The sequence below is a fragment of the Roseibium album genome (assembly GCF_001404515.1).
GTDB classification, from domain to species: domain Bacteria; phylum Pseudomonadota; class Alphaproteobacteria; order Rhizobiales; family Stappiaceae; genus Roseibium; species Roseibium album.
In genome coordinates this window covers 149546-172700 of the sequence record NZ_CXWE01000007.1, presented here as the reverse complement: position 1 = coordinate 172700, position 23155 = coordinate 149546, and the positions used below count along the sequence as shown (strand labels likewise).

The 23155-nt window shown below is 57.2% G+C and carries 18 protein-coding genes; 7 read left to right on the top strand and 11 right to left on the bottom strand.

Annotated elements, in window-relative coordinates; all coding sequences use genetic code 11:
* Positions 1–11 precede the first annotated feature (11 nt).
* The gene (locus LA5095_RS23240) at positions 12–1052 is read left to right on the top strand and encodes a substrate-binding domain-containing protein (RefSeq protein ID WP_029064253.1); all 1041 of its coding nucleotides are present in this window, start codon (positions 12–14) and stop codon (positions 1050–1052) included.
* Positions 1053–1653: 601 nt separating this feature from the next.
* Positions 1654–2082 (top strand): FKBP-type peptidyl-prolyl cis-trans isomerase, encoded by a 429-nt coding sequence (locus tag LA5095_RS23230; RefSeq protein WP_055119324.1) that lies wholly within the window; start codon positions 1654–1656, stop codon positions 2080–2082.
* Positions 2083–2213: 131 nt separating this feature from the next.
* On the opposite strand, the gene LA5095_RS23225 is transcribed toward LA5095_RS23230, so the two are convergent.
* On the bottom strand, positions 2214–2618 hold the full coding sequence (locus tag LA5095_RS23225) for a GFA family protein (protein WP_055119322.1): 405 nt from the start codon (positions 2616–2618) through the stop codon (positions 2214–2216).
* Between the two features lie 213 nt (positions 2619–2831).
* Entirely contained in the window at positions 2832–4040 is a 1209-nt protein-coding gene (locus LA5095_RS23220) for an MFS transporter (RefSeq protein WP_055119320.1), read from the bottom strand.
* Positions 4041–4215: 175 nt separating this feature from the next.
* Here LA5095_RS23220 and LA5095_RS23215 point away from each other — a divergent pair, with 175 nt between their 5' ends.
* The 5 genes from LA5095_RS23215 to LA5095_RS23195 all read left to right on the top strand — a co-directional run bounded on the left by LA5095_RS23215 (position 4216) and on the right by LA5095_RS23195 (position 8231).
* Positions 4216–5424 (top strand): SLC13 family permease, encoded by a 1209-nt coding sequence (locus LA5095_RS23215; protein WP_055119318.1) that lies wholly within the window; start codon positions 4216–4218, stop codon positions 5422–5424.
* A 154-nt stretch (positions 5425–5578) separates the two neighbouring features.
* Positions 5579–6565: a signal peptide peptidase SppA gene (gene sppA, locus LA5095_RS23210; protein ID WP_029064248.1), complete on the top strand. Its 987-nt coding sequence runs from the start codon at positions 5579–5581 to the stop codon at positions 6563–6565.
* A 15-nt stretch (positions 6566–6580) separates the two neighbouring features.
* Complete coding sequence (locus LA5095_RS23205; protein WP_008191762.1) at positions 6581–6880, top strand: integration host factor subunit beta; 300 nt, start codon at positions 6581–6583, stop codon at positions 6878–6880.
* 63 nt (positions 6881–6943) lie between these two features.
* Complete coding sequence (locus LA5095_RS23200; RefSeq protein WP_055119316.1) at positions 6944–7309, top strand: lipopolysaccharide assembly protein LapA domain-containing protein; 366 nt, start codon at positions 6944–6946, stop codon at positions 7307–7309.
* A 13-nt stretch (positions 7310–7322) separates the two neighbouring features.
* Positions 7323–8231, top strand: a complete 909-nt coding sequence (locus LA5095_RS23195; protein ID WP_055119314.1) for an ornithine cyclodeaminase — start codon at positions 7323–7325, stop codon at positions 8229–8231.
* 285 nt (positions 8232–8516) lie between these two features.
* Here the strand turns inward: LA5095_RS23195 and LA5095_RS23190 are convergent, their stop codons facing one another.
* The 9 genes from LA5095_RS23190 to LA5095_RS23150 form a co-directional block, all read right to left on the bottom strand.
* A complete protein-coding gene (locus LA5095_RS23190) occupies positions 8517–8903 on the bottom strand; it encodes a VOC family protein (RefSeq protein WP_055119312.1) in 387 nt (128 codons plus the stop codon).
* A 92-nt stretch (positions 8904–8995) separates the two neighbouring features.
* Positions 8996–9607: a trimeric intracellular cation channel family protein gene (locus tag LA5095_RS23185; RefSeq protein ID WP_055119310.1), complete on the bottom strand. Its 612-nt coding sequence runs from the start codon at positions 9605–9607 to the stop codon at positions 8996–8998.
* A gap of 76 nt (positions 9608–9683) precedes the next feature.
* Positions 9684–10325: a nucleotide exchange factor GrpE gene (gene grpE / locus LA5095_RS23180; RefSeq protein WP_055119771.1), complete on the bottom strand. Its 642-nt coding sequence runs from the start codon at positions 10323–10325 to the stop codon at positions 9684–9686.
* Between the two features lie 144 nt (positions 10326–10469).
* Positions 10470–10790, bottom strand: a complete 321-nt coding sequence (trxA, locus tag LA5095_RS23175; protein ID WP_029064241.1) for a thioredoxin — start codon at positions 10788–10790, stop codon at positions 10470–10472.
* 85 nt (positions 10791–10875) lie between these two features.
* The gene (gene addA, locus LA5095_RS23170; protein ID WP_055119308.1) at positions 10876–14388 is read right to left on the bottom strand and encodes a double-strand break repair helicase AddA; all 3513 of its coding nucleotides are present in this window, start codon (positions 14386–14388) and stop codon (positions 10876–10878) included.
* Positions 14385–17522, bottom strand: a complete 3138-nt coding sequence (addB, locus tag LA5095_RS23165; protein ID WP_055119769.1) for a double-strand break repair protein AddB — start codon at positions 17520–17522, stop codon at positions 14385–14387. Before addB ends, addA begins: the two co-directional genes overlap by 4 nt.
* A 609-nt stretch (positions 17523–18131) precedes the next feature.
* Positions 18132–18866, bottom strand: coding sequence for a nucleotidyltransferase family protein (locus LA5095_RS23160; protein ID WP_055119306.1), 735 nt, complete (start codon positions 18864–18866; stop codon positions 18132–18134).
* Between the two features lie 44 nt (positions 18867–18910).
* On the bottom strand, positions 18911–20437 hold the full coding sequence (gene tsaE / locus LA5095_RS23155; RefSeq protein WP_055119304.1) for a tRNA (adenosine(37)-N6)-threonylcarbamoyltransferase complex ATPase subunit type 1 TsaE: 1527 nt from the start codon (positions 20435–20437) through the stop codon (positions 18911–18913).
* Positions 20438–20449: 12 nt separating this feature from the next.
* Positions 20450–22960, bottom strand: coding sequence for a PAS domain-containing sensor histidine kinase (locus LA5095_RS23150; RefSeq protein WP_208992836.1), 2511 nt, complete (start codon positions 22958–22960; stop codon positions 20450–20452).
* Positions 22961–23155 lie beyond the last annotated feature (195 nt).

The window sequence follows — 23155 nt, the reverse complement described above, 5'->3', positions numbered from 1 at the left end:
GAGGAAACAATATGCTCAGACGTGATTTGATGAAAATGGCCCTTGTGGCCGGACTTAGCTTCACTGGAGGCAGCGCATTTGCTGCGGATATGCCGGCTCCCTTCGACAAGCCGGAAGAGGTAAAGATCGCGCTCGTCCGTTATCTCTCAACCGGTGACTTCTTCCAATCCTACCTGTCAGGTGTCGAAAAACAGGCCGAGGCGCTCGGCGTCGACCTGCGTGTCTTCGACAGCCGTCAGGACGCGGCGCTTCAGGCCGACATGGTGGATCAGGCAATTGCGCTTGGTGTTGACGGGATCGTCATCCAGCACGGGCTGACAGAATCCATGAAACCTGCCGCGCAACGTGCCGTCGATGCCGGTATCAAGGTTGTCGCCTTTGACGTGAATGTCGAAAACGATGCCATTCCGCAGGTCGAACAATCCGACTACATGCTCGGAAAGCTGGCCCTTGAGCAGGCCATCAAGGACAATGGAGATACCTTTACTGCGGGATATGTCTATGTTCCCGGTATCGCACCGCTTGATCGCCGGGACGTTGCCTGGAAGGAAGTCAAGAAAGACAACCCGGGCATCAAGGAAGCGGCCATGTTCGGCACGCTCGACAACCCGATCGCCAATTCCGTTGCCAACCAGGCGCGGTCCGTGTTGCAGGCAAACCCGACGATCAACGTGGTATTCGCGCCCTATGATGAGTTTGCAAAAGGCGTGAAAATCGCGGTTGACGAAGCCGGCCTGAGCCAGGATATCAAGATCTATTCCGCAGACGTCTCAACAGCCGACATATCCGCGATGCGCGAGCCTGACTCCGCGTGGGCCGCTACCGTCGCCACCAACCCCGCCGTGGTTGGCGAAGTCAGTGTTCGCACACTTGCCCTGATGCTTGCCGGTGAAGACCCGGGCAAGCAGGTCATCGTTCCGCCAACCCTGATCACCCAGGACTTCCTCAATGAGCAGGACGTGCGCAACATGGGAGACCTTGGCGAAAAGATGCCCCAGTTCCAGCACGCGGACGTTTCTGTCGCCGAGTGGATCCCGCTGCCGAAACGCTGAGTTGGACGTCTTGAATCATGAAACCCGGCACCTGGTGCCGGGTTTTGTTTTGCCTGGCAACATTGACGTCTGTTTTGCAATCCTCATCAGTTTGAAGCGCTATCAAAACCTGTCTTTCATTCAATCTGCTCGACGCCTAAGCCACTCATATTCCTTACTTTTCAATGCATTTTTGTCCTGTTTGCAATGCGCCTCATGCAACACTCGATGCAGAACTCGACATATCTGCGATGCGTGAAGAAATCGCCTTCTCCCGACGGAATTGCAGTGTTCAGAAATTACAGGAAGACGTGTTTTACCGGTTCAGCGCGACCGGTGGCGGAGGATTGCAACGGCCAAGAATGAAACGCAATCCCAGAAAGTCAGAAATCAGGATTGAAGACCCGGGTCTGTTTGTTTGCAGATATGAGCACGGCCGGGACCCGGCCGGATACCCAGGTTATGTCCATAACAAGTTCTGAAAATCAAACCCTGTTTCCCGAGCCGCACAACCGGTCTTTGACATTTCAATCCAATTCTTTACGCTCAAAGTCATACGACGAGTACCCGCCTGGTTCACGCGGTCTCAAATCTCACTCCAGACAGAATTGCGAACCCCATCATGACCGAGGCCAAGAGCGGCGACACGGTACAACTACACTATAAGGGCACGCTGGACGACGGCTCGGTTTTCGACAGCTCGGAAGGACGCGAACCACTGGAATTCACGGTCGGTTCAGGTCAGATCATTCCGGGTCTCGACCGGGAAATCGCTGGAATGAAGGTTGGTGACGAAAAAACCGTGCGCATCGAACCGGAAGACGCCTATGGGCCTTCCGACCCTGCAGCAAGGCAAACGGTGCCGCGCGCGACGATACCTACCAACATCCCGCTGGAAGTCGGACTGCAACTGCAGGCGCAGACCGAGAACGGCCAGACAATGTCCGTCACCGTCGTCGAAATCTCCGACGACGAAGTCGTGATGGACGCAAATCATCCACTGGCAGGAAAAGCGCTGACATTCGAGATTCAGCTGACGGGGATCAGTTGACCTGACATGAGAGACGGTCGAAACAGTCTCTCCGCCATGCCGGTAAATCCGCGGTCGGGCCCTGCTCGACCCTGGATTTGGCAAGCCGTAACGTTTGCCTGCCTCCCTCGCTCCAGGTCCAGGCATGCCGGTTAAGTATCGGGCGATTGGTCCTGCAGGCTCGACTGATCCACCAATTCTCCCTCGGGCAACTGATAATAGTCGCCCTTGGTCTCGGGATAGAGCTGTCTGTCCATCTTCAGACCAGTGTTTCCGTCGATTGTTCCAGCCATAACCGAAATATAATCACTGCCATGCCTTCTCCAGAAAAGCTGGCTGCCACAGGTCTTGCAGAACCCTCGCTCTGCCGTTTCAGACGATTGAAACCATGTGACATTTTCAATCCCCTGAAGTTCCACGAAACTCTTCAACACCTGTGTTGCTGCAACGTAGTGGCCTGATGCTTTTCTGCACTGGTTGCAATGGCATCCGACAATTGATCTTGGAGAACCCGAAATCCGGTATTTCACCCGGCTGCAAAGGCAACTTCCGCGCATTGTTTTCTCCCGAACTGAAGACTTCAGTCTAGATCCGGCAGGAAACGTCGCGCCCGTCAAAAACGGAGAAAGATTGAGAAAATGCGACTTCCGCAAGGTACCCGCAGTTTCGGATCTCGCGGAATGTTCTCCTCAAGAGTTTGCTTCCAACAAAACGAAGGCTGTCAGCGCGCCAAAAGAAATCACGCTGAACCAACCGTCAGGCAAAGGCTCCTAGCTGCTCGGGCGATCCCGCACCAGCGTCTCTTCCATGAACACCACATAGATGACAAGGCCGACCGCCGCTGTCGCCGCGAGGCTTAGAAAGCCGACCGTGTAGCTGGTGTATTGCACGATATACTCGGCAACTATGTTGCTGAGGGATGCCCCGATTCCGATCAGCATTGCCAGAACGCCCTGGGCGAAATTGAACCGCCCCGTCCCGGCGGTGATATCGGCCAGAACCAGGAGAAACACCATTGCGAAGATGCCGTTGGCAACCCCGTCAAGAGCCTGAATGGCAACGAGCGCGTATGTGTTGTCGAACTGGCTGAACAGAATTCCCCGGATCGGAAGCACTAGAAACGCGATCAGCAACAAAGGCTTGCGCCCCCAGACGTCCGCTTTTTTTCCGCAGAAGATCGCCATGACGATCATCACCAGTTGCGCGGCAATCACACAGGCCGCCGTAAAGGCAACCCCATGCTCGGCGTCACTGTTGGACGACAGTTTCTGGCTGACCAATGGCAGCATGGAGGCATTGGCAGAATGAAACAGGAAGATGCAGATCGCGAAAACAAACAGCCGCCTGTCTTCGAAAAGACTCAAGATACCTTCCGGGGCTTTTTCACCCGCATTTTCCTCCGCGACACCGCCACGGGCCAGGTCGTGATCAATCTCATCCTTGTTGATCAAAAGCGCGCAGACAATCATGCCGCAGGCCATGGCCGCCACTAGCCAGAAAACCCCGAGCGCTGACCAGGTCAAGGCAAGAATGGCCGCAAGCATGGCCGCGATCATGTTGCCGGCATGGTTCCAGGCCTGGTTGGCGCTGGTCTGCCTGGTGAAATAGGCGTGCCCGACCAGCCCGAGGGTGACGGCGGCAATCAGGGGGCCAAGAAAGGCAGACGCCGAGCCGATCAGAATCTGTGCCGTATAAACTGCAAAAGCATCATTGAACACCAGAATGCCGATCGTGCTGCACGCAATCGCGATGGCGCAGCCGATCAACAACGTCCGCTTCCACTTGACTGTGTCGACAATGGCACCGGCCGGTGATTGCATGACGACGGTTGCGATACTGCCGGCAGCGAGCGCGATCCCGATCGAACCGGGCGACCAGTGTTGAAGGGTCAGAAGATAAATTGCGAGATAAGGGCCGATCCCGCCCACGACATCTCCGGCGAAAAAATTCACGCCGAGCAACGATCTATTCAACTGCATGACTTTCGCCCCGGAACCGGTATGAGTTTTTACGTAGTACAGGACTATCACAAACGGAAATTTAATTTTGCATTTATATCCTTGCAAAAATAGACTAACAACGACCTTCAATAGAATAGCCATGAGAAATAGTTAGATGCCTTTAAGTTTAATTGTATCTATATTTGTGTTTTTCATGATTGCGATCCGGCAATGGCTGCCGGATTGGCTCAAGATCTGGATGATCATGACAATCGGCGCAGTTATCGTGCTTGTCACAGGTAATATTTCGCCTTCAGAAGCATTGAATGCGGTGGATTGGGATGTAATTGCCTACCTGTTTGGTGTTTTCGCGATCTCTCACGCGCTGTTTGCCTCCGGGATATCGGAAAAGGTCAGCAACTGGATATGTGCCGACTCACGTTCCATTCCGCAGATCCTGTTCTTCTTTATCCTGTTCGTGACCGCCATCTCGGCCGTCCTGACCAACGATGCCGCCGCGGCGATTGGAACACCAATCGCCATTGCCATCGCAGCGAGCCTCGGCATTTCGGCAGCACTGCCATTGATCGCCCTTTGTGTTTCCGTGACGGTCGGAAGCATGTTTTCGCCTGTCGGCAACCCCCAGAACCTGCTGATCGTCGCAGATGGACACTTCACCAATCCGGTTGGCGTCTTTCTGGAGTGGCTCGCCGTTCCGGCGCTGATTTCACTCGTCTTCACGCTGTTGTGGTTCTGGTTCTGCTTCAAGAGAGCACCGAAGGGAGGAGCTCCGGAACATGTCACTCCGGACGAACAAACAATGCGCCGCTGGCCAGCGCTTCTTGCCACGGGTCTGTTGTGCGTACTTGTCCTGACGGACAGTATCGCCCATGACAGCGACTGGCTGCCGGACCTGCCGCTCGGTGCACTGAGCCTGATTGCGGCAATCCCGCTGTTTGTATTTTCATCGCAACGGGTTCAACTGGTAAAGGAAGTTGACTGGCACACGCTGATCTTCTTCGTTTCCATGTTCATCGTGACCGGCGCCGTGCTGAAATCGGGTGCCTTGCAGGAATGGCTCAGTCCCTGGCACGACCAGCTGGGCGAACCCATCCTGGTTACATCCATTGCGTTTTTCGGCAGCCAGGTCTTCTCGAATGTTCCACTGGTGGAAATCTATCTGAACCTGCTGCGGGACCACGACGTCCCGACCCTGATGCTTTTGTCGGGTATTTCCACCCTTGCCGGCAATCTGTTCATTTTGAGCGCGGCCAGCAACGTCATCATTGTTCAGCAGAGCGAAAAGCACGGCGTGACCCCGTTCCAGTTCTGGCAATTCACGCGCTATGTCTTGCCCGTGACAGTCGTCTCCCTGCTCGTCTGTTATCTCTGGGTCGCATTTCTGGTCTCTGTTTCCGAGTAAGGCAAGATGCCGGATATGTGGTGAATTATTGCCACCCCTGCCCGAAACCGCCGCAATCTGATGCCAAAGTCGGATTAAGCGATTGCAATTTCCACGCCACTCACCCTATGTATGCTGTTGGTTTTCATAGGATCTTAGTCGGAGCAAACTGTTCATGCCTGTTGATGTTGACGCGCTGGTGGATAGACGACGTTTGCGGCGCAAGGTGACTTTCTGGCGCGTCGCGACATTCATCGTGATCGCAGGAGCTCTTGTCGCTGGCCTCGCCTACGTCTCAGGTGTTTCCGGCCTGTCCAAGCGGTCGGCACATATCGCGCGTATCCCAATTGAAGGCGTGATCATAGAAAACCGCAAAACGCTGCAGATGATCGAGAAGATCAGCAAGGCCGACGCGGTCAAGGGCGTCGTGATCTCCATCAATTCGCCCGGAGGCAGCACAACTGGCGGCGAAGCGCTTTACCTGGCGCTGCGCGACCTGGCCGAAAAGAAACCGGTGGTCGCCGAGATCCGCACGATCGGAACGTCCGCAGGCTACATGGTTGCCCTGGCGGCCGATCACATCGTTGCGCGCTACAACACCATTACCGGCTCGATCGGTGTGCTGTTTCAATTCGGCAATCTGGAAAAACTTCTGGAGACGGTCGGTGTTCAAATGGAAGCGGTCAAGAGTGCACCTCTGAAAGCCGAGCCTGATTTTTATTCGGAAGCAAGCCCACAGGCGCGCGCCATGCTGCAGTCTCTTGTAAATGACTCTTATGAATGGTTTGTCGGACTGGTCGCCGAACGACGAAAGCTGGATCCCGCGACGGCAAAACAACTTGCCAACGGTCGCGTCCTGACCGGCCACTCCGCGCTGGAAAACAAGCTGGTTGATGCCATCGGCGGCGAAGACAAAGCTGTCGAATGGCTGGTCGCGGAAAAGGGCGTGACCAAGGATCTTCCGGTCGTCACATGGACGACAAATGAAAATCTTGACGAGCTGCCGTTTTCCTCCCGGATCTCCCGTGAATTCGGAAAAGGGATCGGATCTGCCATCATAAACCCGTTAAATGACGCTAAGGGGCTGATTCCTCGAGGCCTTACGCTTGACGGGCTCGTATCCGTTTGGCAGGCTTCTGACGCGGCAGAACAAAAACCGTAAGCCAGGGGGCTCTCCATGATCAAATCTGAGCTGGTTCAGCATATCGCAGAACAGAATCCGCATCTCTACCAGCGGGATGTCGAGAATATCGTCAATGCGATCCTGGATGAAATCACAGAGGCGCTCATGCGCGGAGATCGTGTCGAGCTTCGCGGCTTCGGAGCGTTTTCCGTAAAGAACCGCCCGGCACGCATCGGGCGCAATCCTCGCACCGGACAAAAAGTGGAAGTGGACGAGAAACACGTTCCCTTCTTCAAAACCGGTAAGGAAATGCGTATACGTTTGAACGACGGTGTTGATCACGGCGACGACTGAATCCGGTTCGCACGACCACCCGTTTCAATTCGAGTTCCATACTGACTATTCCGGGAGACCGCTGTGACCCGTTTCATCAAGAATGTGATCCTGTTCGCGATCGCGGTGGTCCTGGTTCCCTTGTCTGTGGCCAACAGGCATACGGTTTCCCTGTCACTGAACCCGTTCGACCCGCAGGACCCCAGACTGACAATTCCCGATGTTCCGTTGTTCTGGGTGATTTTCGCCAGCCTGGGTGTCGGTATTATTGTCGGCGGACTTGGAGCCTGGGCGAGACAGGGCCGGTGGCGCAAGGAAGCGCGGGTCAAGCGGCGTGAAGCCGACAAATGGCATAAGGAAGCCGATCAGCTTCGCGAGATGTCTGCTGCAAATCAACCTGCCACAGGTGTCAAGGGATTGCCGAGGCCGGGCGATCGGTCTGCGGCCTAGAATCTGCTGATGAATGCGAATTATCTCAAGCGATGAGATTGATGCCTGTCTTGAGGATCGGGATGTTCTCGAGACACTTCGCCGGGCATTCCGTTCGAATATCGTGGCGCCAGTTGCTCCGGATTTAAGGATCGACCGGCTTGACCAACTGGCGGGGCACCTCACTCTCCAACCCGCCTGGACGAACTTTGCCGAACAAAATGATGTGACACGCGGTTATGTCGGCTGCAGCCTGAATCTGGACCTTCCCGAGAACAAGGGCTTCGCTTCCAATCTCTATCTTCTCTATTCAGGGACAGGCGGCCAGCCGATAGCGCTCGTTGACGGCATGCGCATGAGAACCTGGCGCACCGCCGGTGTTCATGCGCTCGCAGCATCCTACCTGTCGCGCGAGGATGCACGACGATTGCTCGTGATCGGTGACGACCTTCGCCTGCCACGTCTACTTTCAGCCTATGCGACAGTTCGGAACCTGACATCCATCCTGTTCGCCGGAACATCACCCGAAGTTCGCAAAAAAGCCGCGAACCAGCCGGAACTTGACAATGTTCATTTCGGAGTAACCTCCGAAATTCATGAGGCACAAGAAGGCGCGGACATCATCTGCGTGGCGGGTCCCGACAACAGCTCCGGCAGCTATGACACCCTGACCTATCTTGATCCACCGGTCGGATGTCACGTCGACATTCTGGATCCCTCAGCCACGCTTTCCTCCGAGTTGCTTCAAGAGTCCCGACTGTTTTCGTCCGACCTTACAGCGCCCGCACGCGCGGAACTGGAGTGGGCAGCAGACCTTTCGGATCTGGCCAAGGGATCGAAAGCAGGCAGGCGCTACTATGGCCAAAGAACGCTTTTTCTCCCCGGTGCCCGGACCGGTCTGGCTGACTTTGCAATCGCCGCACACATTTTTTTGAGATCCTGAGATCTGGAATATTCCCCGACAATAGCCACATAAGTGCGCAGTGGAGGATGTTTCATCAAAGCGAACACCTGGGGGCCTGCCGAAACAACCGGTAGCCGGGAATACGCTTTGCCAACGTCGTTTTGCAAAGGAGCAGAACATGCTGACGACCCTTGCCTATTCGGCAAGCCTTCCAGCGATTGCGATCGGTCTGATCTTTTACGTTTCAGCCACGTCGGGGCTTGTCTATTAAGCCAAACGAAAGCCGGTTCCCTGGGAACCGGCTTTGTTGTTTCTTCTCAAATTTCATCCAGTCATTTCCGCCGGGGTCATCCATCCCATGACGGCGCCGCCAGCATCTTTGAGGATTGCTATCCGGCCGATGCCTTCCACATCGAACGGTGGTCTGAGAACCTCTCCGCCATGAGCGACTGCCAGTTCGAGGCGTTCATCGACATTGTCGACGGCGATGTAGGACATCCAGTGTTCGGGAACTCCATCGAAGTGGGGACCTTCCATCAGGAACATGCCTCCAACGTGTTTGTCACCAAGGTTTGCAACAATATAAGTGCTGCCACCATCCATTGGCATTTCCGCAAACGTCCACCCGATGGACTTGCCGTAAAACGCTCTGGCTTTTTCCGTGTCCCTGGTCATCAGTTCATTCCAGTAAAAAATACCGTGTTCAACCATCACGACCTCCACTTGGCAACAAATAAGATGGTCAACAGGCTAGCGCCATTGTGACGTCAAGGCCATGGCTCAATGCATGAATGGAAATGAACCTAACCGTCGCGCCTCGTGCCATATCCCGGCAACGTCCATCCCCGCACGATCGCGCCGCCACGCAGTATCAGGGCCACCGCCGCCGCCAGACATGCAGCGACGATCTGCGGTGTACCCATTGCCGCCAAAAGCACAAAGCTGCCAGCGCCGCCAAAAGCCGCGCTGACATAGATTTCAGGCTTGACGATGGAAGATGCCTCGCCTGCGATCGTATCGCGGATTATTCCGCCAAACGTCGCCGTCACCACTCCCATCAGCACCGCCACCAGCACCGTGTCTCCAACGGACATGGCCTTGGCGGCGCCCATGACCGAGTAAGCCGAAATCCCGATCGCGTCGGCCCAGCGCAGCGGCTTGCTCAAACGCTCGATCAGATGCGCAAAAAACCAGACGACAATGCTGACGAACAGACAGACCAGGACATAGGCTTCGTTCTCGACCCAGAAAACCGGGACTCCCAGCAAGAGGTCCCGCAAGGTGCCGCCGCCAATGCCTGTTACCGTCGCGAAAAACAGTAGTGCAATGAAGTCAAGCTGTTTGCGGGAGGCAACAATGCCGCCGGTTACCGCGAAAACGGCCACTCCCAGGTAATCGAGCAGCTGAAGCAGCATCGTGTTCTCCAACAAAAAAGCCGCTTCAACACCAGTCGAAAGCGGCTTTCAAGAAAAGAGTCAAAAAAGATTGCCGTCAAGCGCTCTTGTCGACAGTCTGGCCCGCGTCGCCGTTGCCTTCGGACTGTGGCTGCGGCACTTCCTTTGGACCGCCCTTTGATACGCCGACCATTGCCGGGCGCAGAACACGCTCACCGATGACGTATCCGGCCTGCATGACCTGAACAACAGTATTGTTCGGCACTTCGGTGTTCGGCACTTCAAACATGGCCTGGTGGAAGTTCGGGTCGAATTTCTGACCTTCCGGATCCAGCTTTTTCACACCATTCTTTTCGAGCTGGTTGAGCAGATCACGTTCAATCATTTCAACGCCGTCGATCAGGGCTGCAACACCGGCATCAGCGTTCTTCCGGTCGTCTTCCGGCAGCGCTTCGAGCGCCCGGCGCAGGTTGTCGGATACCGTCAGCATGTCACGCGCAAAGCCCGATACGGCGTATTGCCGTGCATCCCTGACTTCCTTTTCGGTCCGCCGGCGCAGATTTTCCATCTCCGCCATGGTCCGCAGAGCCCGATCTTTCAGATCAGCGTTCTCGGACTTCAGAACCTCTGTCGGATCAACCGCCTCTGCTTCCGCCGTTTCCGGGCTCGATGCCGCGGCTTCGGTCTCCGGAGTTACGCCTGACGGCTGATCTTCCGGGGTTTTGTTCTCGTCACTCATGAATGTTCCGTTTGGCTCAAACTGTTTGCGGATGCTTATACGACCGGTTGCAGAGATTTCAAAGCAAATCGGCGGACACGCCGTTGCCTGTCCGCCGGATGCGTTCATCTGCTCCGCTGCCGGAGCAACCGCAGCAAATCCAGATTAGATTGCGCTCTTGATCCAGTCAGACAGTTTGCCCTTCGGAGCGGCTCCCACCTGGGTTGCCATGGGCTCGCCATCCTTGAACAGGATCAGCATCGGAATGGAGCGGACGCCATACTTCATGGCCATGTCCTGGTTCTCGTCGATGTTGAGCTTGGTGATTTTCACCGCCCCGTTCATCTCCTCGGAGATTTCCTCAAGGGCCGGCGCAATCATTTTACACGGACCGCACCATTCGGCCCAGAAGTCTACGACAACAGGATCTTCTGATTTCAGAACTTCGGCTTCGAAGGAAGCATCGGTAACTTGGGTGGTAGCCATATCAAGATCTCGTGGTTCGATGTCTCACGCCTACCCTATGTAAACGTGTCAGTTGGCCCGAACGTAGGTAGCGTCACGCCCCTCGTCAAGCCGCACTGCCGTCTGGCTTCAGTGAGGCGAGGGTTCTGTCGAGAATATCGCCGGGAATCTCCATCAACGACGGACCTGAGGTCCACAAGAGATACGCCCGGACGTCACGACCAGGGAAAATCTGGCGCAGCAACTCCCTGTAAACACTCAACTGCGCCCGATACTCGAGCGGAACCGCATCCGTTGTCGAAGGTGGGTAGAGGTTCGTCTTGTAATCCACAATCACAACCCGTTTATCCTCCACCAACAACCGGTCAATCTGCCCTGAGACCTCCACTTCCGTGCCATCGGCGGCGCGAATCGTTCCGACAAGAGGAACTTCTGCCTGCGCATCGCCTTCGAAAAGCGGCGCGAAGGCTTCGCCCTGCACGATGGCAACCACTTCCTTCAGAAGCTTCTCCATGTTCCCGGAAAACTGAGGTTTCAAGGCTTGCTTCAGGAACCTTTCGGCAGCTGAAATGCGTTCATCAACCGGAACACCGGGCAAAAGTTCCAGCAACCGGTGCACAAGACGGCCGCGTTCCAGCGGCCACGAAGCCGGTTCCGTGCCTGCCAGCAACCGGTTGGCCGCCGGAACAGGAACGACACCGTCCTTTTCCTCCATCTCCTCGAAGGCTTTTGAGGGTTGCAGCCGTTTTTTCTTCGGCAATGGTGAAACGGTTTCTGTCAACCAGCCGGGCAGGCTTGCCGGACGATCTTCCGGCTGCTTATCCAGAACCGATGTTTCTTCCGAGATATCCGGCGCGCTATCCGATGCGCTTTTTTGCCAACGCCAGGCTACAGTATTCCCTGACGGGTCGCTCAATTCCCGTGCCTCAGGTTTCAGAGCCCGTTCGACAAGCGAATACCAGCATTCTTCATGAGCCCCCCGTTTCGGCTCCCAGCCGCACACGATCAGTCGATCCTCGGCGCGGGTCAGCGCGACGTACAGCAGGCGCCGGTACTCCTGGGCCTGGGCCTCGCGCAGGGTCTCGACCGCCTCGTCGTGCCAGGGTGTTCGGCTGGCTTTCGGCGGCAGCCAGATCAATGCAGGAGGCAGCAATTCGTTTGCCAGTCGTTCGTGTGGCAAAAAAGAGGGGTCATGGATGGCGCTGACGGGCGCAGCACCGGGGTCAACGAGCACGACAATCTTTGCTTCCAGGCCCTTGGAGCCGTGAACGGTCATGATCCTGACCATGCCCTTGGTGTTGGTCAGCTCTCTCTTGATTTCCGTCGGAGCAGCAGCCATCCAGGCAAGAAACCCTTCCAGGCCCGGCGTCCCGGCCTGTTCATAGGCGATCGTCAGAGCCAGAAACTCGTCCAGAACGTCATCCACTTCGACGCCAAGCCTGGCGCGGAACGCCTTGCGGCCGCCATCGCTCCCCAGAAGCCGGGAGTAGAATTCATAAGGCGGAACGAAGTCGGCACGAGCCCGCCAATCTTCCAGCCGGGTCCTCACGTCATGCCATTGCGGGGACGATTCCGACCGCCTCACCAGCATCTGCCACAATGTACCGGGACGAATTTTCGCCGCCGTTTCCCTGGCTATTTCGAACAGGTTTTCGTCGGTCAGACCGAACAGCGGGCACTTCAGCACAGCGGCTAGCGACAGATCGTCTTCAGGCAACAACATGAACCGTCCGAGCGCAGCAAGATCCTGAACCGCAATGTGGTCCGTCAGAACCAGCCGGTCACTGCCGGCCGCGGGAACATTCAGTTCCTTGAGTTCCCGGTTGAGCGCTTCGACAAACGGTCCCCGCTTGCGCACCAGGATCATTACTTCTCCCGGATCCGCTGTGCCTTCGCGCATCCAGCCGGCGATCTGCGCTGCAATTCGCCTTGCAACCTTCAGCATCGGGCTACCGGACCCGACATGATCGACCGGCAGCCGCCAGTCCTCGGGCTCCTCGATGTCGGCTTCCACCTCGAGAGGCCAGAGATCCACTATTCCGGGATCACGCCTGATGGCTTCATGTACCGGAGCACTGACCTCCTGAGACAAACCACGATGGGCGGATTCCTCTTGAAAAACCCTGTCAACGGCACCGAGCACGTCGGGTGTCGAACGAAAGGACAATTGCAGATCGACCGAGTGAAATTCCTGCTCCGCGGCATCTGCCTGCTTCGAAAATGCGCGCCGCATGGCATCGAAATAGGCCGGGACAGCGCCCTGGAAGGAATAGATCGACTGTTTTTCATCACCGACCGCAAAGAGCGTTCTGGTCCGTTCATGCGCCCCGGCTCCAACAAAAAATTCAGAGGCGAGCGAAGTGACCACGTCCCATTGCCGCGGGCTGGTATCCTGTGCTTCATCGACGAGAATATGATCAAGCCCCTGGTCAAGCTTGTACTGGACCCATTGTGCAGCATCCGATTTCTGCAGCAAGGTCGCCGTCTTGACGACAAGATCCTCAAAATCGAGAAAGCCTCGTGCCGTCTTGGCGCGTTCGTAGTGCCGTATCACCGCATCTGCCAACCGGAGCAGCGACGAAGTCCCCTCAAATGTGGCGATATTTCTGCGTTCCTCCAGAAGCGAAAGCAACCGCGACTGCTCGGCGGTCAGCGCTTCCATCATCTCAGGGAAATTCTCTGCCACCTTTTTTGTCGCGAGTGATTTTCGAGGATCCAGTTTCGATGTCAAAAAGACCGGCAGCCACGCCGCCCGGAAAGTTTCCGGGTCTTTCTGACGGGCAGCCTCAACGAGTGCTTCGGCACGCGCCTGATCTGTCTTGGCCCCCGTTCTCAAGGCCTCCGCGTAACTCAGGCAGGTGTTCCGATCGAACGGACAGCCGGTCCTGAAACGCGCGTCGAATTCGTCAAGCCGTTCGGACCCGTCAACACCCAGAAGCGCGGCAAGTTCTTCAAGAGCGTCGTCAAGGCTGCCTGCGTCAACCGTCCAGCGGCGGAACGCATCACGGCTCTGGATCAGTTCCTCCAACGCCTTCTGTGCGCCGCCATCGCTCATGAGCGATATGACGGAAGCAAGTGCCTGGCCAAGGGGACTGGCCGGTTCAGATTCCGCCCGGTGAAGTACGGTCCCGCGCGCTTCTGCCATCAGCTCAGCGGCAACCCGGTCGTCAAGCACGGAAAAATGACCGGCGACGTTTGCTTCCAACGGGAACTGGTGAAGCAAGGCTTCGCAAAATCCGTGGATCGTCTGGATCTTCAGACCACCTGGTGTTTCCAGCGCCCGGGCAAACAACCGACGCGCCATTGCCAGCCGCGCAGCATCGGGCTTGCGCCCCTCAATGTCCCGAAGCTCGGCGGCGAGCGTTTCATCGGGCATGGTCACCCAGGCGCCGAGGTTGCCGAAGACACGGTTCGCCATTTCCGCCGCCGCAGCCTTTGTGAACGTCAGCGCCAGAATGCGGCTCGGGTCTGTCCCGTCCAGTAACAGCCGGACCACCCGGCGCGACAGCACGAATGTCTTTCCGGAACCGGCATTGGCGCTCACCCATGCCGATGCGCGTGGACGAGACGCAAGGTCCTGGCGTTTTCTGGTCAGTTCGGGAACCTGAATACCGCTCATGTCGGTTCCTCGCCTCCCAACGCCCATTCCTGGGTGCGAGCCAGGTGATCGTAGTCACCATCCATCGCCCTGCCGCGCATAACCCGGGCACGGGAAAGGTAACCGGTTTGCGGATTGCAATAGTGAGCGATCAATTGTTCCAAGCGTTGCCAGGCATCCTCAATGAGGTCTTCCAAGGATGTTTCCCTGGGATTGCGTGGAACCGGATCAGCACCGTCTTTCAGTTGCAGATAAAGCAGTTCGGAGATCTGCTTTCCTGATGGAACATCCTTGAACCCGGACCTCCTGATCATGGCAGCTTCCAGCGGCAACTGGGGAGACAACAACGCATCGACCTGCTTCTGGGACGGGATCTGCCCCGTCTTGTAGTCAATGACAGCCAGGTCTCCGGTTGTCATAAGATCAATACGGTCCGCGCGTCCCCGCAGCCGGAAATCGAAGCCCGGCAGCGTGAGTTCCACACCGCCACCAATCTCAAGAAACCGTTCCTCGACCGCTTTCGAACGCCGTTCCTCAAAGGCCACAAATCCTGTCGCGATCTTCTGGAACCGTGGCCACCACAACGCCCGAACGGCCGGAAAGGCATCGAGAGGCTCGAATAGTTTTTCGCCGATCTCCTTGAGGGCTGCAACGGCGCTGTCATCAAACGGTCCCGACCAGGTTGCGAGAAACTCGGCCAGGGCGTCGTGGATCAGGGTTCCCTTGTCGGCTGCTCCCGGTTCGCCGCCGATGGGATCCACCGCCTGCAGATCCAGGACGTGACGGGCATAGATCGCATAGGGATCGCGGATCAGTCGCTCGATCTCCGTGATCGACAGCGATTTTGGTCTTGCACCGAGAGCGGGAGCTGGAACAGGCCGTTTTGCCGGCCGAACCGGGCCATCCGGCTGGTCCAGAAGACCAGCCAGTTTTGCGTATGTAGCTCCGCGCAGCTCCATCGAACGGGTCGCGTCGGGACCTGCGAGCGTCGTCAGTCGCTGCAGCCAGCGGGAGGCGACCGTGGGGGCGCCGTCAGCGCGTGCGGCTCGAGACAGGAGTACCCGTCTTGCTCCGAGCCCCTGAGCGAAATCATGGGCCGCGGCACCAAGTCGCCTTTCCGGCGGCTCCAGACCGATGTCCCGCTTCATGGGTCTGCTCAACCAGGGATCATTGCGGGTTCGTTGCGGCCAGATACCTTCATTGAGCCCGCCCAGGATCACGAAATCAAATGTCTGAAGACGCGCCTCCATCGGACCGAGTATCTGTACTCTCTGATCTCCCGGAAGCCTTCGGCGCACCGCCTGTCCCGCCATCAATGCAGGCAACACGGTCGGCCATTCGCCGGGCGGCACATCCAGGCCGCTCGAACCACCTTCAAGAAGGTCACTCAGAAACTGTGCGAGACCCTCACCCGCCTCTCCGGCATAAAGCTCATCAAAGGAACCGGTATCGTCCGTAGCCACGGCCTGGATGACCTCAATATGAAGCCGCGCAAGGTCGGTGACCGAGATCGCTTCAGTGCTTTCACCGAGATCTTCCAATGGTGCCAGGGCGACCGCGAGCCTTTCGACAAGGTCGACAATCACATCCCAGTCCGCTTCGTGCACTTTCTTCCAGCGCGGTATGTGCGCGTTGTCCACTTCCTCGCGGCTGGCTTCGACCGCAGCACGCAAACCGCCGGTTCCGGGTCTTGCGCGCGGACCACGGATGACGCCGCGTTCCAATGCACGCGCGGCGGAACGGATATCCTTGAACGGCAAACCGAAACGTGCGAGCGGGTGCTTGAGCAACGCCAGAAGGTCGATCGGTTCACATCCATTCAAGGCCAGCTTTGCTGCAAGGACCGACAGGATGGCCGGAGCAGTCTGGTCGAGCGGACGCCCGGCACTGTCATCCACCTGGATGTTCCATCGTGACAATTCCGCCGCGACCCGTCGGGTCAGCATCCTGTCCGGTGAAATCAACGCCGCCATTTCATTCCGCTCAATCGCCTCACGCAAGGCAATCGACAGGCTCAGGGCTTCATCCGCTTCGTTGCGCGCCACCAGAATTGCGACATCTTCGAGAGCTTCTGCACGATCGGACTGTCCCGTTTCTGCAAGGAAGCCAGTCCAGGCGTCGGACGTATCGGCGGGCCGCAAAGCTTCAGAAACAAGTGTTTCCCTGAGTGTCCTCGCACGATCGGGAATCTCCCCGAGAGATGCGACATCAGGACGGGAAACACCGAGCCGGTCGAGCAGTTGCTTGAGCGAATATTGCGGATGAGACGGCAAGGTCGCCATGCCCTTGCCGATCCGCGCAGCGTTTGTCGATGCACCGGCGCTACGTTGCCCAAGCGTTGCCCAGGACCTGTTATCGAGATGCTGATCAAGCCCCGGAAGCACGATGACGCCCTGCTTCAATCCGGCAACAACTTTCAAAAGTTCTGCGGTTGCAGGCACTGATCCGGTAACCCCGGCGACGATGACGGGGTTACCAGGTGCTGCCTTTGCAAGACGCTGAGCTTCCCGCCGTATCAGCGCGGACCTGCGCGCCTTCGGATCCATCTGTCCCCGTTCGGCAAGATGGGCCGGCCAGGCTTCCTGCACGATTTTCAGAAAATCCAGCGTGATCTGCCAATAGCGCGCAAAATCCTCCGGAACGAGCGCGGTCAGTTCACTCCAGTCCGCCTCCTCGGTCTCTACCTCGTCCATCAGTGACAGCAGATCTGCGGCGAGCCAGGCGGCATCCGCAGTGGAAGCGGGAACACCCAGGGGTTCGTCCAGACGCAAGCTCAGCGCTTCCCGGCGCAGGGTTCCCTTCCAGGCCTTGACGAGCCGGGTCATTGCCAGGTGACGCTCTAGCAGGGGCATCGCCGGCGGCAGGGGCTCAAGATCGATGTCAGCCGTGAGGCTCTGAGCGTCTTCATCCGCATCGCCAACGGGCCTGATATCGGGCAGAAGTACCGGTATTCCACCGAACTTCTTCTGAAAAACCTGCGGAAGCAGCCGTGCAGAGCGCCGCGTCGGCAGATACAGTGTAACCGAAGGCAAAAGGTGTGGATTGTCCTGGGGACAAAATCCCGGAACCAGGGCGCCTTCAACAAGCTTGTCGACGAGAGTTTCGAGGAAGGGAACGGATGGCGGAACCGAATAGAGACGCGCGCGCTCGGCCATTCTAAAACCCTTTTGAAGAATACGGAGCCGCTCGACCCGGTCTTCGGTTATGGCGACACAATTGGCTTGCATCCGTTCGCGCGTGGTTTGAAGCGCAAATTTGTCCGCCTTCCAACTGGCGAAGCATCTGATCGGCATTCCATTGGATTCGGGACGTCTTGCGCATATTCTGCACTTTGACCCCAGTGGCAACCAGCGGAATGGAAAGTCGCCCTGCTGGTCCGAAACTCGGCCCATCTTCCTCGCTGCCGAGCAGGTCCGATACTGTGCACCGAACGTCGCTCCGCGTCTCGGAAATGAGCCGATCTGGATCCATCAAGAGGCTCCGTGTACTTCAATTGGACTACCGGCCAAACGCTCACATACGAAATTGAATCGTTGAATGTGGTCTTGCCCGGATACAAGGCGCAAGCTTGCAGGAAACAACCCGATTTTCAAGAGCTTGCGACGCTGTTGCCAGGCTAATCCACCTCGTCGCCAAGCGGGACCAACACGGCTTTGAATTGCTTTGCCAAGCGCTTCAGCTGGCAGCAACATTGCTGGTTGCGTTTTTCCCGGTCGATTCTGGCTGTTTCCAGCACCGTTTCGACTTTTGTCTGAGCGCGCTGCCTAGGCAGCGCTGCCACCAACGGCATATTCCGCAGCACGGATTGCATCCGGTGTGCCTATGTGAAGCCACAGACCTTCCATCTGAACACCGAACAGGCGCCCTGATTCGATTGCCCGGTCAAACAGGATGTTCATCGAGAACGGTCCCTCCGGCGCGTCCTCGAAAAATCGCGGATGCAGGATCGCCGCCCCTGCATAGGCAAAGGGTGTCACGCCTTTTTCCAACCGTCTGGTAAGACTGCCGTCTTTCGACATTTCGAAGTCTCCCCGACCTGCATACCCGACGGACTTGACGGTTTCGGCGACCAGGAGAAGGGCATCCATGCGGTCCTCGTCCCAGGCATCAACCATGTGTTCCAGGTTCGGTTTGACGCCTTCGATCCAGTAGCAGGTATCAGCGTTCAACTGGAAGAACGGATCTGCACCAAGCAGCGGAAGCGCATTCTTGATGCCGCCTCCGGTTTCCAGCAGTTGCTCGCGTTCATCGGAGATGAGGATTTCCATGTCACTGCGGCGACGCACATGAACTTCGACAAGATCGGCAAGGTAATGCACGTTGACCACGCATGTCCTCACTCCTGCCGCGGCCAGCCGGTCCATACCGTGGTCAATCAGCGCCTGGCCATTGACTTCGATCAGCGGCTTGGGCGTGGTCGCGGTCAGAGGACGCATCCTCTTGCCAAGGCCTGCGGCCAGGATCATTGCTTTTGATGGGCGGAACCGCTGTTGATTCATTTTTTCACTCGAATGATTGTGCCCGGCATCGCACGACCTGTTTTTCAGAACCGGAAACGTCCGTACCAGTCTTTCAAGCCCGACATGCCCGGCCTTTCAAGAACGCGATCCAGATAGCCTATCATGCGCGGCAAATGGCTCAAATAAGCCGGCTTGGCATCACGCCGCGCCAGCCGGACGAAAATCCCGAGGATCTTCGAAACTCGCTGAACCGCCATTACCGAATAGGCGTCTGAAAAGCTGGCCCTGTCGAACCCCGGAGACTGCTTCTCCATCCCGGAGACATAAGCATCATACAGACTGGTTTCCAGCTCGACACTCATTTCGGTTCGAGCGTCCAGCAAAAGAGAGGCAACATCATAGGCGACGGGGCCGATCACCGTATCCTGCAAATCGATCAATCCGATCCTGTCGATGCCGCCTGCCGCTTCCTGCCACAGCAAATTGGGGGAATGGAAGTCCCGAAGCACCCATCCCCGTTGCGCACCGGAAATACGATCCAGGTTCTGATGCCAAAGAGCTGCAAATTCCGCGCGCAAGGACGCATCGACAGGATCTCCCGAGATTTCGGGGACATACCAGTCCAGAAACAAGGCAGCTTCCGCAATGAGCGCCGCATCCGAGTAATGCGGAACCTCATAGGTCCCTCCCTCCTTAAGCCGGACACTCTCGGGCCAACTTTGCCGGTGGAGGTGAACAAGGATATCGATGGCGACACGGTAGCGCGCAGGATCCGGACGGCCATCGACCACAATCGTTTCGCTGCCGAAGTCCTCGGAAAGAACGAGACCATTTTCAAGGTCGGCCGAAAAGGTTTCCGGCGCTCTGATACCCCGCCGGCGCAGCTCAGAACCGATCGCAAGAACGGAGCGGCAGTCCTGCGCCAGATGGACACGGGTCATGTATGCCCTGACGTCTTCCGAAACGGCACCTTCCCGAAAAGGCCAGCGCATCAGAACAGATCTTCCGGATATCGATGCGATGCTTTCGAACGTCCGCAAGGAGGCATCTCCGGCCAGAAACCGGCGGTTGGCACTACCGAGACCTGCATTTTCCAGGAAATCTCGAACACCGAGCGTCTGCTCGATGCGCTGCTGCCAGTCCGGGTTTTCGGAATGGAAAACGAACCGCCTGTTGTCCGTCTCTTCATCCGGCTGGACAATCTGTATCCACAAGGCATCCCGCGGGAGCAGGCTTTCCGCCCTTTCGGGCCACTCGATCAGTGCGGCTCCTGTTTCCAGAAGATCTTCAAGACCGAGTTCTTCCAGCTCTTCCGGTTCTTCAAGACGATAGAGATCGAAGTGTGACAGGTCGAACCGCGGGAATTCGTAAGTCTGCACCAGTGTGAAAGTCGGGCTTGGTACTTCCAGACCCACGTCCGCCGCGAAAGTTCTGATCAAGGCACGTGCAAAAGTGGATTTGCCGGCTCCCAGGTCTCCGGAGAGGCACACAACATCCCCCGCCTTCAGGATCATGGCGATGTCATCCGCCAACTGCCCTGTTTCAGTTTCGCCGGATGTCTCCAGTGTCAGGAATGATGCAGGCAATTGCCGCAGCCGGTGCTCTGCCATGGGCCGTCCTGTTTATTCGGCAGCGACCTGGTCCGCCAATTCGGGGCGCGCCGGAAACACGCATGTGACTGTTGTCCCCTTGCCTTCTGCGGATTCGATATCAACCGTACCGCCGTGAAGCTCAACAAAACTCTTCACGATGGCCAATCCAAGTCCGGCACCCTGCCTGCGGCTGCCGGTGTCGTGGCCGACAAAGCGGTTGAAGACCTGGGCGAGAATTTCAGCCGGTATGCCATAGCCATGGTCCTGCACCACGAAGGAAACCTTGTCGTCCTCCCGGTTGCAACTCACATCGACGACGCCGTTTTCTTCCGAATAGCGCACAGCATTGGCAATCAGGTTGAACAGGACCTGCCGGAGCCTTTTCTCATCGGCAACGATGACGCCGATGTTTTCAGGCACATTGGTTCGGAGATTGATCTTTGCTTCGGCGATTCGGTCTTTCAGCCCTTCGACGGCTGCCGATACGGTGGAGGCAACATCGACCTCACCCAGATCGAGTTCCATGATACCGGCATCAAGCGTCGCCAGATCGAGAATGTCATTGATGATTGCAAGAAGTGCCGAAGAAGACGACTGAATATATTCGGCATATTCACCCTGCTTTTCGGACAGTTCTCCGAACTTCGGATCCGACAGCAGTTGGGCAAATCCGATGATATTGGTCAGCGGTGAGCGCAATTCGTAGGAAACGTGCTGGATAAAGGCGTTCTTGATCTGATCGGCCTGCTGCAGCGCCTCGTTTTTCTCAAGCAGAGCGCGTTCGACATTCACGCTGTCCGTCACGTCGACGAAGGTTACCAGCGTCCCGCCATCCGGCAACGGGACAGTGGCATAATCAAGAACATCGCCATTGTGGCGTTCCAGACGGCTGACCTTGTGCGTGCGATTGTCGAGGAGGCCGGTGACATTTCCAGCCAGCTGTTCCCAGGCGTTTTCTTCCGTTTCGCTGAGTGTACAGGCCGAGACGACTTCGTTGACGTGCGGCAACTCAGCCAACTGGTCTTCCTCGAGCTGCCAGATACGGCCGAATGCCGGGTTCCAGAGGCGCAGACGGCCATCGGACCCGAACACGGCAACGGCTTCGGACAGATTATCGAGAGTTTCACCCTGAACCCGGGTCAGCGCGTTGTACCTGCTTTCCAGGTCAAGCCGCTCGGTGAAGTTTTCATAGATATAAGTGACGCCGCCCTGCGGATGGGGGTTCGCAATGACACGCAAGGTGCGGCCATCGGGCAAATGCCACCAGCTTTCCCGCGCTTCCAGCGACTGGTAGCTTTTCAGCATCTTGTTGCGCCAGACCCGGTAGTCGGCCTGTTCGGGCAGTTTGCGCGAGGCACGAAGTGCATCCAGGACAGTGCTGTCTTCCGGACGGCTCTCCAGGAAGGCATCATCCAGGTCCCAGAGCTGACGGAATGCAGCATTGTAAAACTGCAGCTTGCGATCGCTGCCGTAAATTGCGACCGCGGCGGCAAGCTGGTCCAGCGTGCGGCCATGAAATTCCTCGGCCCTGCCGAGTTCCTTGCGCGCCTGTTCAAGCTCACTGATGTCAACGGCAATACCGGCACCGCCGACACTCGCGTTGACATCGGTGACTTCAAACACGCACCGGTCGCCGGAGGCGACAATGGGAATGCGTGCCGAGAAGCACCCATCTTCGGTGCGCTGCACGGCCATGGCTGTACGGGCTGCAGCGTCCAGGAATGTCGCCCCTTCCCTGATTGCACTTTCCGCATCGGTCATCTCAACGGCTTCGGCGTATGCCGCATTGGCCCAGATCAGTTTGCCTTCCGCGTCCCGCTGCCAGGCCGGAGCGGGCATGGCGTCCAGCAATGCGTGCAGCATATGGAGCTCGCCGGAAATTCTGGCGTTGCGTGCGGACAGTTCCGCCTGCATCTGCCGTTCGCCGGTCAGATCGCGCAATCGCAGGACAACCGCGCCACCGGTGGTGCGCCCCAGGGCCTCCACATAAGTGCCCGTGCGTGTCTTCAATGTTGCGGTAAAGGCCTCGCCAGTCCGAAACAGCATATCCAGATGCCGCTCGAGATCGCCGGCACATTTGGTCGTGAGCCAGCTTCCAAATGCAAGGAGCTGCGCAGGAGGACGCGGCACACCCGATTTTTCAGGAAGAATGCCCCAGATCTGGGGGACGGCACCGTTACCGGTCCAGACGATCACACGCTGCTCATCCGTGTTGAGCATGGCCTCCAGCCGATCGATCCGGAATTTCAGGTCGCTCTTTTCCTTTTCAAGCGATGCAGTTACCTGAGCGGACTGCTTGCGATGCCTGACAAGGGAGACAGCCGCGGTTACGGCAAAGGCGCACATACCACCGACTGCGCCAACAAGGATCATTGCACCCGGATTGATCGCGGCTGTGGTATCGGCGAGCATGTTCGCTGCTGCCGGACCCGACATAAGTCCGCAGCCCGCCAGAGCCGTGCTGCCGAGCTTCAACGATTTCAGACTCCGATCTCGCCACGCCGCGCTTTTGAGCGCGCCGTCCTTGCTGCCTTTCGGCATATTATGATCCCCTTACGCCGCCTATCCCGCCTTGCGGGAGCAGCCCCCGGATTCTGGGAGCAAATCAAAGGCATCCGCCTCTTGGCCCCTGATTCGCTTAAACCATAACCTTTTTGAGAATCACGCAGAAGAGTCCGTAACCGAAAAGTTAACAGAACCCTTCAAATTGAAGGGTTCTGCATTTTTTTGTTCACA